The following is an 11459-nucleotide window of genomic DNA, read 5'->3' as shown; positions in this document are numbered from 1 at the left end:
CACGGGGTCGTCGCGGGGAACCCCTTAGCCAGGATGCTGGAACGCTCCCCTGCGATTGTCAAGAATTCTTGTCGAGGGAGGCGCGGCCCCGCACCTTCTTTGGAGGCTGCACTTACTGCGCCGTCCAACCGCCATCCATCGGCAGGGTTGTGCCGGTCATCTGCTTGGCCGCATCCGAGCACAGGAACAGCGCCAGCGCCGCCAGTTCCTCAACGCTGACGAACTCCTTGGTCGGCTGCGCGGCAAGCAGCACATCGTGCTTGACCTGTTCCTCGGTCATGCCGCGCGCCTTCATCGTGTCGGGGATCTGCTTCTTGACCAGCGGCGTCCAGACATATCCGGGCGCGATCGCATTGACGGTGATGCCATCCTGCGCGACTTCCAGCGCCACCGTCTTGGTCAGGCCGGCAATGCCGTGCTTGGCCGAGACATAGGCCGACTTGAACGGCGAGGCGACCAGCGCATGGGCCGAGGCCGTGTTGATGATGCGGCCCCATTTGCGGCTCTTCATGCCCGGCAGCACCGCCTTGATGGCATAGAAGGCGGCAAGCAGGTTGATGCGGATGATTGCTTCCCACTTGTCGTCGGGGAACTCGTCGATCGGCGCGACATGCTGGATGCCGGCATTGTTGACCAGGATGTCGAGGCTGCCGAACGCCTCCTCGGCCTCGCGGATCATGGCGGTGACCGCCCCGCCGTCCATCATGTTGGCGCCGGAATAGCGGCACTTGACGCCGAAATCCCTCTCGATGCCGGCGCGCTCCTTTTCGATCGCCGCGGCATCGCCCAGGCCGTTGATGGTTACGTTGGCGCCCTCGGCGGCAAAGGCGCGGGCGATTGCAAGGCCGATGCCGCTGGTCGAGCCAGTGACGAGCGCATTCTTGGAAGACAGGGAACCCATGGCAGATCTCGCACGTGGAGGGAGGGACTGTTGAAGCACATAGTTTGTGCGTCGCAACATAACAATGCCATGCCCATATTTCGGTGCGATTACAATGTTGTGATGCAGTTCGAGCGACAGGAAGCTGGCGGTCCTAGGGCGTACATGGCACTGTCATGGTGCCATGCAACATAATCCCCTGTGCGTGTCGCGTGTGTCATTCCTGAAGGGTGAACAGCTTGGAAATCGCCGAAGTCGTGAAGCGCGCCTATGCGATGCCGCTTACCAACCCTTCCTTTCCGCCAGGCCCCTACCGTTTCTTCGACCGCGAATACATCATCATCACCTACCGCACGACGCGCGAGGCGCTGGAAGCCGTCGTGCCGAAGCCACTCGAGATCGATGAGCCGCTGGTCAAGTATGAGTTCATCCGCATGCCGGATTCGACCGGCTTCGGCGACTATACCGAGACCGGTCAGGTGATCCCCGTGCGCTTCGGCGGACAACATGGCAGCTATGTCCATTCCATGTATCTCGACGACGACGCGCCGATCGCCGGCGGCCGCGAGCTCTGGGGATTCCCGAAGAAGCTGGCCAGCCCCAAGATCGTGCATGAGGGCGAAGTGGTGGTCGGCACCCTCCACTATGGCAGCGTGCTCTGCGCCACCGGCACCATGGGCTACAAGCACCGCGAGGCCGACCACGACCAGGTGCTCGCCTCGCTCGCCGCGCCAAACTTTCTGGTCAAGGTCATCCCGCATGTCGACGGCAGCACGCGCATCTGCGAGCTGGTCCGTTACTACCTCACCGACGTGACGCTGAAGGAAGCCTGGGCGGCGCCGGCCGCGCTCGACCTTCGGCCGCATGTCACGGCCGACGTCGCCAAGCTGCCGGTACTGGAGGTGGTCTCGGCCGTCCACTTCACCGCCGATCTGACGCTCGGACTGGGCGAGGTCGTTCACGACTATCTCGCCGGCCGGTCCGCGACCAGCGCAATCCAGCCGGAGAAGGCTCGTGCTTGAACGCACCCCAAAAACGGCGGCAGCCGCCACCATCGAGGAAATAACGGCGCAATACGACCGCATCGCCCTGGTGTTCCAGGGGGGCGGCGCGCTGGGCGCTTATCAGGCCGGTGTCTATCAGGCGCTGTCCGACGCCGGCTGCGAGCCGACCTGGCTGTCCGGCGTCTCGATCGGCGCGATCAACGCATCGATCATCGCCGGCAACGAGCCGAGCCGGCGCCTGCAGCGGCTGGAGCAGTTCTGGCAGACGGTCTCGGGCCGCAAGATCTGGGCCTATACGCCCGAAGGCGACATCTATCGCGACATCCGCAACCGCACTTCTTCGTGGATGACGATGACTATGGGCCAGCCCGGCTTCTTCAAGCCACGCCATCCCAATCCCTGGTTCCAGCTGCCGGGGGCGGAAGGCGCTACCAGCTTCTACGACACCGCCGAGCTGAAGGACACGCTGGAAAGCCTGATCGACCTCGACATTCTGAACGACGGTAAAAAGCGGCTGAGTGTCGGCGCCGTCAATGTCAGGACCGGCAACTTCGTCTATTTCGACACCGACAAGGTGCGCATCGGACCGGAGCACATCATGGCGAGCGGCGCGCTGCCGCCGGCCTTCCCCTCGATCCGCATCGAGGGCGAGTACTACTGGGACGGCGGCATCGTCTCCAACACGCCGCTGCAATATCTGCTCGACCAAGAGGAGGACCGCACCTCGCTGGTCTTCCAGGTCGATCTGTTCAGCGCTCGCGACGTGCTGCCGCGCGGCATGGCCGACGTGCTGTCGCGTCACAAGGACATCATGTATTCCAGCCGCACGCGCCAGAACACCGACAATTTCCAGCGCATCCATGCGCTGAAGATGAAGCTGCTCGATGCACTGAAGCGCGTTCCGCCGGAATTTCTGATAGAGGGCGAGAAGGAATTGATTGCCGACTATTCCGACGCCGGCGTGGTCAACATCGTCCACCTGATCTACCAGCACAAAGGCTACGAAGGCCACGCCAAGGACTATGAGTTCTCGGGGACCTCGATGCGCGAGCACTGGGAGATGGGCCTCGAGGACACCGAACGGACGCTGCGCCACAAGCAGTGGCTGATGCTGCCGACCAATGTCGAAGGCGTCGCCATCCACGACCTGCATCGCGAAGACCCAACCTGATACCTTTCACTCGGCAAGTATGACCCGCCGTCGGAAAAGTCCGGCGGATCTTTTTGCCTGCCGGTGAGCGCTCGCGCCATGCACTGGATACAAATGAAGACGGCGGCGCGAACGGCGCCGTCTTTGTCTCAGCGTCTTTGCCGCCCCTGATGTGAGGCCTGCGACCTATCCGGCTATCTTGAGCAGCGAGGAAACCAGGAGCTTGTGCTCCTGCTGCGACAGCACGTCTGAATCGAAAAGATTCATGCTGCGTAGCCCCTCGATGGCGAGGAAACAAACCAGCAGCGAGCCGAGGTCGTCCGTTTCCCCCTTCAGCCTTTCGAACAGCTGCCGTTTGAACGCTTTGATCGGCGTCAGGAATTCCGGATCCTCGGCGATCGCGGAGAACATCCAGGAGGCCGAAGGTTTCGGCTTCTCGCAATCATCGGCCGAGAGCCGTATGTAGGCCGCGAGCGCGCTTTCATCGCTTGCCTCGGCCGTGCGTTCTTCGAGCGCCTGCTCGAAAGCACTGAGGTAATTCTCGACCAGCCCCTGCATCAGCTTGGCCTTGGTCGGGAAATTGTAGAGCAGACCGCCCTTCGACACGCCGGCCCGATTGGCGATGGCGTCGAGCGACAGGCTTCCCGGGCCCGCCTCGCGCGCCACGTCGGCTGCCGCTGCAAGTATCCTGTCGCGCGAGTTTGCCCTGCGAGCTTTCATCACGCCTTCCCTTACATTAGGCCTTGTGGAATTGACAAGACCGTCCAGACGGTACAGTAAGGCGCCCGCAATTTGAAATCGGGATTTATCGTCGATATGTGTCCCGGCAATTGACGTTGCCGGTTGCCGGCTCGAGGGGAACTATCCGTGAAGCGCTTCTTCATCATCACCGGAATTCTGCTGCTGCTCGCCGTGGTGTGCGCCGGCATCGTCGGCTTCAACCTGTTTCGCGACAATGCGATCAAGCAGTTTTTCGCCACCATGAAACCGCCGGCGGCGACAGTGTCGACCATCGTGGCGAAGCCTTCGAACTGGACGCCCGGCGTCGAGGCGATCGGCACCGTCAACGCCGTGCGCGGCGTCGACCTGACCGTCGAGACCGCCGGCATCGTCAAGGACATCCTCTTCCACGCCAACCAGAAGGTTGCGGCCGACGCTGTGCTTCTGCAGCTCGACGATGCCGTCGAGAAGGCCGATCTGGTGGCACAGAAGGCTCAGGCAGCATCCGACCAGGCGGCGCTGACCCGCGCGCTGGAATTGCAGCGGCGTGGCGTCGGCACCGACGCTACGCTTGATGCCGCGCGCGCGGCGGCGACCGCATCGGCCGCGCAAGTGAACAAGCTGCAAGCCGTGCTCGACCAAAAGCAACTCGCAGCTCCCTTCACCGGGACGGTCGGCATTCCGAAGATCGACATTGGCCAATATCTGGCGCCCGGCAACTCAGTCGTCACGATCCAGGATCTGGACACGATGCGGGTCGACTTCACCGTGCCCGAACAGCAGCTGCCGCTGCTGAAGATCGGCCAGACGGTGCGGATCGGCAGCAACGCTGCCGACATGTCCTTTGCCGGCTCCATCCGCGGCATCGATCCCAAGATCGACCCGGCAAGCCGGCTGGTGTCGATCCGCGGCGAGGTCGCCAACCCGGAGGGCAAGCTAACCCCGGGCCAGTTCGTGCAAATCCGCGTTGAGTTGCCGGAGGAAAGCAACGTCATCTCGGTGCCGCAGACGGCGGTGACCTCAAGCCTGTACGGCGACTATGTCTTCGTGGTGGTGCCGCCCAAGCCCGCTGAGGCCGGCGCTGCGGCGCCAGCAAAACCGGAAGATCAGAAGTCCGGCGCGGAGAAGCCTGCCGGCGATGCAGCCAAGCCGCAAGCCGATGCCTCGAAGCCGACCTCCGATACGGCAAACGCCGCCGACAGCGCTGCGAAGCCGGCTGAGAACGCTCAAAAGCCGGCCGAAACCGGGCAACAGCCGGCACTCGTTCTGTCGCAGGTCTTCGTCAAGCTCGGCCGCCGCAACAACGGCATGGTCGAGATCGTCGAAGGCCTGAAGGCCGGTGACCAGGTCGTGACCGCCGGTCAGAACCGGCTCTTCAACGGCATGTCGGTTGCGGTCGACAACACCGTTGATCCCAGCAAATCGGCAAACAAGCAGGTTCAGCAATGAGCTTTTCCGATATCTTCATTCGCCGCCCCGTCCTCTCGACGGTGCTGGCCTGCATGATCCTGCTCCTGGGTTTCCAGGCCATCTTCAACCTGTCGATCCGCCAGTATCCGAAGGTTGACGAGACGGCGATCACCATCACCACGGCCTATCCCGGCGCCAGCGCCGACCTGATTCAGGGCTTCATCTCCGCGCCGATCGCGCGCGCCGTCGCCTCGACGGAAAACATCGACTACGTCACCTCGTCGAGCCGCCCGTCTTCGAGCACGGTGACCGTGCAGATGAAGCTCGGCTCCAACCCCGATGTTGCGTTGACCGAGGTGCTGTCCAAGGTTCAAGGCGTGCGCGGCACCTTGCCGGATGCCGCCAAGGATCCGGTGATCGTCAAGGGCACCGGCCAGCAGTTCGCGATGATGTATATTTCGATGCAGAATCCGAACATGACGAAGGAGCAGTTGACCGAGTACATCGAGCGCGTCGTGCGGCCGCGCATCTCGACGGTGGAAGGCGTCGCCGATGTCCAGATCTTCGGCGCCGAGGAATATTCGATGCGGGTCTGGATCGACCCGGTCAGGCTCGCCGCCCGCGGCGCCACGGCCGCCGACGTGCTGACTGCGATCAACAATTCCAATTTCCTGTCCGCGCCCGGCAACACACAGAACGAGTATGTGGTCTCCTCGATCGCGGTTCACTCGACCCTGCAGACGCCGGAAGCCTTCGCGCAGCTCCCCATCCGCTCGACCGACGGCCAGGTGGTGCGGCTGCGCGATGTGGCTCGGGTCGAGCTTGGCGCCGCCAGCACCGACACGAGGGTGAGCTTCAACGGCAAGCCGGGCACCTTCCTGGCCATCTTCCCGACGCCTGCCGCCAATCCGCTGACGACTGCCGAGGCGATCCACAAGATCGTGCCGGTGATCCAGGATACGTTGCCGAAGGGCATGACGATCGAGATCGTCTACGATTCCACCGAGCAGATCAGCGCCTCGATCGAGGAGGTGTTCAAGACCATCGGTGAGGCTGTCGCCATCGTCATTCTCGTCATCCTGCTCTTCCTCGGATCCTTCCGCTCGGTGATGATGCCGATCGTGACGATCCCGCTGTCGCTGATCGGCGTCTGTTTCATTCTGTTTGCGGTAGGCTATTCGATCAACCTTCTGTCGCTGCTTGCCATGGTGCTGGCGATCGGCCTTGTCGTCGACGACGCCATTGTCGTGGTGGAGAACATCCACCGCCATATGGAGGAAGACGGCATGTCGCCGATGCAGGCGGCCTTCAACGGCATGCGCGAGATCTTCTCGGCAATCGTCGCCATGACCATTACGCTGGCCGCCGTGTTTGCGCCGCTTGCCTTCACCGGCGGTCTGACCGGCGCGCTGTTCCGCGAGTTCGCGGTCACGTTGGCCGGCTCCGTGGTGCTGTCCGGCCTGATTGCGGTGACCATCACGCCGATGATGTCGGCTCGCCTCTTGAAGGCCGGCGCGCACGGCCGCTTCCAGCGCATCGTCGACGGCACCTTCAGCCGTGTCGAGCGCGTCTACGAGCGGGCCGTGACCGCTTCGCTCAGAAACAGGCCGGTTACCTTTATTATCGTCGTCGCGCTGGTCGCGCTCACCGGCTTCATGTTCACCAAGACCTCGACCGAACTGGCGCCGGAGGAAGACCAGGGCTTCCTGCTTTCCATCGTAACCGCCCCGCGCTACGCGACCTCGGATTACACCGAGACCTACGTCAACCAGATCCTCGGTCTTGTTAAGGATATTCCGGAAACGCGGGCGCAGTTCTCGGCGGTCGCCTTCGGCGGCGCCACCAACGGCGCCTTTGTCGGCTTTGCCTTCAAGGACTGGGCCGAACGGCAGCGCAGCTCGAAGGAGATCCAGGCCGACATCACCGGTCGCTTGGCCAAGGTCGCCGGCGTCGAGGCTTTCGTCTTCGCGCCGCCGACGCTGCCCGGCTCGGGCGGCGGCCTGCCGATCTCGATGGTGGTTCGCTCGACCGGCGATCCCTCGGAAGTCTTCGACCAGGCCGAGAAGATCAAGAACAAGGCGCAGGCTTCCGGCCGCTTCATCGTCGTGCAGAACTCGATGTCCTATGACGCCCCGCAGGTGACCGTCACCATCGACCGCGAGCGCGCGGCGGCGCTGAACCTGCCCATCGCCGATATCGGCAACACGCTGACGCTGCTGGTCGGCGGCGCCGAAGTGGCGCAGTTCGATCGCGACTCCAACAGCTATGACATCATCCCACAGGTGCCGCAGGAGTTCCGCGACAATCCGGCGAAGCTCGGCGAGTATTTCGTGCGCAGCGTCGACGGCAAGATGGTGCCGCTGTCGGCGGTGGTGCATATCTCGACCAACGCCTCGCCGGCAGCGATCGAGCAGTTCAACCAGCTGAACTCGGCCACCATCTCCGCCCTGCCCTTGCCCGGCGTGACCACCGGCGACGGATTGAAAGTGCTGGAGGATCTGGCCAGGGAAACGCTGCCCGACACCTTCTTCATCGACTATTCCGGCCAATCGCGGCAGGAAAAGGAGCAGGGCAACACCATCCTGATCGCCTTCGCGGCCGCCGTGATCGTGATCTACTTGGTTCTGGCCGCTCAGTTCGAGAGCTTCCGCGATCCGCTGATCATCATGATGGCGGTGCCGCTTTCGATCTTCGGTGCCATCGTGCCGCTCAATATCGGCCTCGGAACGCTCAACATCTACACGCAGGTCGGACTGATCACCCTGATCGGCCTCATCACCAAGCACGGCATCCTTTTGGTGGAATTCGCCAACCAGCAGCGCGAAATCCATGGCATGCGGCGCCGCGATGCCATCATCGCCTCGGCCAAGGTGCGCCTGCGGCCGATCCTGATGACGACGGCCGCGATGGCGCTCGGCGTGGTGCCGCTGATCATCTCCAGCGGCGCCGGCGCCGCGGCGCGCTACTCGATGGGCCTCGTCATCTTCACCGGCATTCTGGTCGGCACGATGTTCACGCTGTTCGTCGTGCCCATGTTCTACACCTTCATCGCCAGCAAGGATCTGCCGCATCTCGCCGAGAAGCCCGATCCGAAGCTGATGCCGGCGCTGCCCACCTGAAGCAATCCAGGACTGCTCCAAAAACAAAAAGAGGCCGGAAAATCCCGGCCTCTTTTTTAGGCGGTCGCCCCACGGCTTCGGCGCCAGAGCAATTCCAGGAAAAGTGTGGAACGGTTGCTCGGCGACTTCGCCGTGGCCTTCCGTCCGGAATTGCGTCGAACCTGGCTTGAAGGCGGCAATCCGCCCGCTACTTGACCCGTTACTTTACGATGAGGATGCTGGTGTTGCCCGGGCCGAAGGCCTCGACGAGCTGATAGAAGTCGGCCGCGGCATCGGGATGCAGGCGCACGCAGCCATGCGAGGCTGGCCGGCCAAGATGCTTGATGGCATAGGTCGCATGCACCGCATAGCCGCCGCTGAAGAAGACCGAATGCGGCATCGGCGCATTGTCGTATTTCTTCGAATACCACATCTCATGCATGCGGGTCGGCTTGAATGACCCTGTCGGCGTGATGTGCCCCCTGTCGCCCGTCGACACTTTCCAGGTGAAGGTCGGCCGGCCGTCGACCGTGACTTCCATGATCTGCTGCGACAGCGAAACCCGGGCGACGAGCTGGTTGGCATGAGCGGCGTTGCTGCCGAAGAGCAAAGCCGCGCCGGTGAGCGCGGCGGCGGTGACGTGGATGAGCTTGGCTGAAATGGCGGTATGCATGACGATCCCTCTCTCTTTTGCCGGTCGGGCCGGCTGCAATTTCGATGGATCGTCTTATCGGGATCGCCTGTTTCAGGCCTATTTCGCTTAATATGCGTTAATGTTTCGAATTCGTTTCTCTTAGTTAACGGCCTAATTCCAGAGAACACGCTCCCTTAGACCGGCTGCCGGCAATACCAAGCAGGCCGAAACCGGCGGACAAAGCGTATATGGCCTTGATATGAAAGCCTTTCTCCTAATCTCGAAACCGAATTGCAACAAAGCGCGACTTGCGCGGCATGATGCGGATACAGGCCCGCGGCAATGTCGAGTTCACGGGAACAGACATCAGCAAACGAAAATGGGCAGGAAATCGAAAGTTCGCACCTGGTTTCTCAGGATCGGCGTCTAGGCGCCATGAATTCCGGCGAGGTTTCGACACTGCACACTGCACTGTTCATCGCCACGGTCTGGATCATCTCCAGCCTGCGCGTCAACCGGCTGAGGGCCCTCTGGCGGGTCGGTCTTCGGCTGATAGGGATGCGCGGCCCCTCCGGCTACTTGCTGCCGAGAGGACCGAAGGCCCGCGCCGCAGCGGGGGGCTCCGTAAGCGGCGCGGGCGCTTCGGGAGTTTCCTGAAGCATCGACGACTATCGAATTGGGGATTGAGTTATGAAGACGAAATTTGCCGCTTCGGTGCTGTCCGCACTGCTTTATGCCCAAGGGCTGCTTGGCTTTGCCGCGCTTGCAACGGTGCTGCTCAAGGAGCGCGCCCACGCCGAGATCGCTGCCAGCGCCGAAATGCCGTCCGGCCCCTCGGTCCTCGTGGTGCGCTAGGCGCCGGCGTCGGATCCAAAAGTGCGAAGCGGTTTTGGAAATCCGATGCAAGATCGAGCAAAAGACCTGGCGGCCCTCGCCTCAGTCGGTGCGCGGCGTCGGCGGATCGAACCGGTAACCGGCACCCCTGATCGTGGTGATGGTCTCCGTATCGAGCTTACGGCGCAGCCTCACGATGCGCGAATCGATCGAGCGGTCGAAAGCGTCGGCATTCTCGGCGGGCGCGGCGGCAATGATGTCGTCGCGCGTCAGCACCTTGCGCGGGCTCGCCAGAAACAATCTCAACAGCGCCACCTGCCCCGGCGACAGCTGATCCTCGGCGCCGGAACGATGCATGACCATGGCCGACCTCAAGTCGACGGTCGCATTCTCCAGCACGATCAGTTCCTGGGGGTTGCGGCCGCGCCGCGTCAGCAGGCGGCCGATGCGCGCCGCCAGCTCGCGCACATTGAGCGGGCTTTCGATCACGTCGGCTGCGCCGAGCTCCAGCGCCAGCACCTTGTCGACGAGATCGGCGGGCCGGCAGATCAGGATGAAGTCGCAGCCACCCTCGCCGCCCCCGCCTTGGCTACTATAGCGCTTGAGCAGTTCGCGCCCCTCCGCCTGGGTCACGTCGTCACCGACGACCACGACGTCGATGCCGCCTGCCGAAAGCAGCGACTCCGCCTCCCAGGGCTGGCGCGCCTGACGCACGTCGTGCCCGCGACGCTCGAGATGGTCGGCCAGGTCGCCGGCCACCACTTCGGCAACGGACACAAGCGCGACGACGGATCGTGCTGCCATTTTCTCCACTCCGCCACGGACAACTCGAGATGAGCGCTGGACATCATGTTTATACCCAATCTACTTTCCGCTGAAAGCGGGAGCGAGACCATTGTGAAGGCGCGCATCATTGTCGTCGAGGACGAGCCGGATCTTAGGGAAGCGGTTGCCGAGTATCTCGGCGCCAGCGGCTATGACGTTGCCACGGCCGAGAATGCCGCGGCGGCGCGCAGCCTGCTCGAGGCGCAACCCTTCCACCTCGCCATCCTCGACATCGCCATGCCCGGCGAGGACGGCCTGTCGCTCGGCCGCTGGCTGCGTTCCAAGACGCAGATCGGCATCATCTACGCCACCGCCGCCGGCACCGCGCTCGACCGCATCGTCGGCCTGGAGCTCGGCGCCGACGACTACATCGTCAAGCCCTATGAGTTGCGCGAAGTGCTGGCGAGGGTCCGCAGTGTGCTGCGCCGCGTGCCGCAGCCGGTTGCCCCGCAGGCCGCCAAGATTGAGGCCGGCACGCGCCGATTCATGAATTTCGGCAGCTTCCAGGCCGATTTCGACGGCAGGCTGGTGACCGGCGCCAATGGCGCGGTCATCGAGATGGCCAAGAGCGAGTTCGACGTGCTGGAAGTTTTCCTCACCCGCGCCAACCGGCTTCTGACGCGGGCGGCGATCTCGGAGGCGATCGGCTTCGTGGAAGACCCGGAATCGTCGCGCGCTGTCGACATCCGCATCATGCGTCTGAGAAAGAAGATCGAGGCGGACCCCGCCAATCCGAAATTCCTGCGCACGGTTCGCGGCGAGGGCTATATCTTCTCGCTGCCGGCTAGCGACGGCAACTGACTCCGGCGCCGCGCACCTTCCGGATACGCAATTGACGCTGTAGCATTCCGGTCCGGCGCATGACCCCAGAAAATTCGTCGTCGATTTTCGGGCTTGTGTGCTG

The 11459-nt window shown here is 63.1% G+C and carries 11 protein-coding genes; 7 read left to right on the top strand and 4 right to left on the bottom strand.

Features of this window, described 5'->3' with window-relative positions; genetic code table 11:
• Positions 1-112: 112 nt before the first annotated feature.
• Positions 113-901 (bottom strand): 3-hydroxybutyrate dehydrogenase, encoded by a 789-nt coding sequence (locus CK215_RS12290; RefSeq protein WP_095831062.1) that lies wholly within the window; start codon positions 899-901, stop codon positions 113-115.
• A gap of 218 nt (positions 902-1119) precedes the next feature.
• On the opposite strand from CK215_RS12290, the gene CK215_RS12285 reads away from it, so the two are divergent.
• Together CK215_RS12285 and CK215_RS12280 are read left to right on the top strand one after the other, a co-directional pair.
• The gene (locus CK215_RS12285) at positions 1120-1902 is read left to right on the top strand and encodes an acetoacetate decarboxylase (protein ID WP_095831061.1); all 783 of its coding nucleotides are present in this window, start codon (positions 1120-1122) and stop codon (positions 1900-1902) included.
• The gene (locus tag CK215_RS12280; protein ID WP_095831060.1) at positions 1895-3055 is read left to right on the top strand and encodes a patatin-like phospholipase family protein; all 1161 of its coding nucleotides are present in this window, start codon (positions 1895-1897) and stop codon (positions 3053-3055) included. The genes CK215_RS12285 and CK215_RS12280 overlap by 8 nt, the downstream gene beginning before the upstream one ends.
• A 165-nt stretch (positions 3056-3220) precedes the next feature.
• Here CK215_RS12280 and CK215_RS12275 read toward each other — a convergent pair whose 3' ends face one another.
• Entirely contained in the window at positions 3221-3754 is a 534-nt protein-coding gene (locus CK215_RS12275; RefSeq protein ID WP_095782469.1) for a TetR/AcrR family transcriptional regulator, read from the bottom strand.
• A 147-nt stretch (positions 3755-3901) separates the two neighbouring features.
• On the opposite strand from CK215_RS12275, the gene CK215_RS12270 reads away from it, so the two are divergent.
• Both CK215_RS12270 and CK215_RS12265 read left to right on the top strand, forming a co-directional pair.
• Entirely contained in the window at positions 3902-5203 is a 1302-nt protein-coding gene (locus CK215_RS12270) for an efflux RND transporter periplasmic adaptor subunit (RefSeq protein WP_095828415.1), read from the top strand.
• On the top strand, positions 5200-8283 hold the full coding sequence (locus tag CK215_RS12265; RefSeq protein ID WP_066990424.1) for an efflux RND transporter permease subunit: 3084 nt from the start codon (positions 5200-5202) through the stop codon (positions 8281-8283). The genes CK215_RS12270 and CK215_RS12265 overlap by 4 nt, the downstream gene beginning before the upstream one ends.
• Positions 8284-8482: 199 nt before the next feature.
• Here the strand turns inward: CK215_RS12265 and CK215_RS12260 are convergent, their stop codons facing one another.
• Positions 8483-8935: a L,D-transpeptidase gene (locus CK215_RS12260; protein WP_066990426.1), complete on the bottom strand. Its 453-nt coding sequence runs from the start codon at positions 8933-8935 to the stop codon at positions 8483-8485.
• Between the two features lie 396 nt (positions 8936-9331).
• Here CK215_RS12260 and CK215_RS12255 point away from each other — a divergent pair, with 396 nt between their 5' ends.
• Positions 9332-9553 carry a hypothetical protein gene (locus tag CK215_RS12255; protein ID WP_066990429.1) on the top strand — a complete coding sequence of 74 codons (222 nt, stop codon included), beginning with the start codon at positions 9332-9334 and terminating at the stop codon, positions 9551-9553.
• Between the two features lie 33 nt (positions 9554-9586).
• Positions 9587-9751: a hypothetical protein gene (locus CK215_RS12250; RefSeq protein ID WP_095810084.1), complete on the top strand. Its 165-nt coding sequence runs from the start codon at positions 9587-9589 to the stop codon at positions 9749-9751.
• An 81-nt stretch (positions 9752-9832) separates the two neighbouring features.
• On the opposite strand, the gene CK215_RS12245 is transcribed toward CK215_RS12250, so the two are convergent.
• Positions 9833-10534 (bottom strand): response regulator transcription factor, encoded by a 702-nt coding sequence (locus tag CK215_RS12245; protein ID WP_066990432.1) that lies wholly within the window; start codon positions 10532-10534, stop codon positions 9833-9835.
• A gap of 93 nt (positions 10535-10627) precedes the next feature.
• Here CK215_RS12245 and CK215_RS12240 point away from each other — a divergent pair, with 93 nt between their 5' ends.
• Positions 10628-11356, top strand: a complete 729-nt coding sequence (locus tag CK215_RS12240; protein ID WP_245418668.1) for a response regulator transcription factor — start codon at positions 10628-10630, stop codon at positions 11354-11356.
• Positions 11357-11459 lie beyond the last annotated feature (103 nt).

The sequence above is a fragment of the Mesorhizobium sp. WSM3864 genome (assembly GCF_002294955.1).
Lineage (GTDB): Bacteria > Pseudomonadota > Alphaproteobacteria > Rhizobiales > Rhizobiaceae > Mesorhizobium.
The sequence above is the reverse complement of the archived record's forward strand: the minus strand, read 5'-3'. Positions and strand labels throughout refer to the sequence as shown.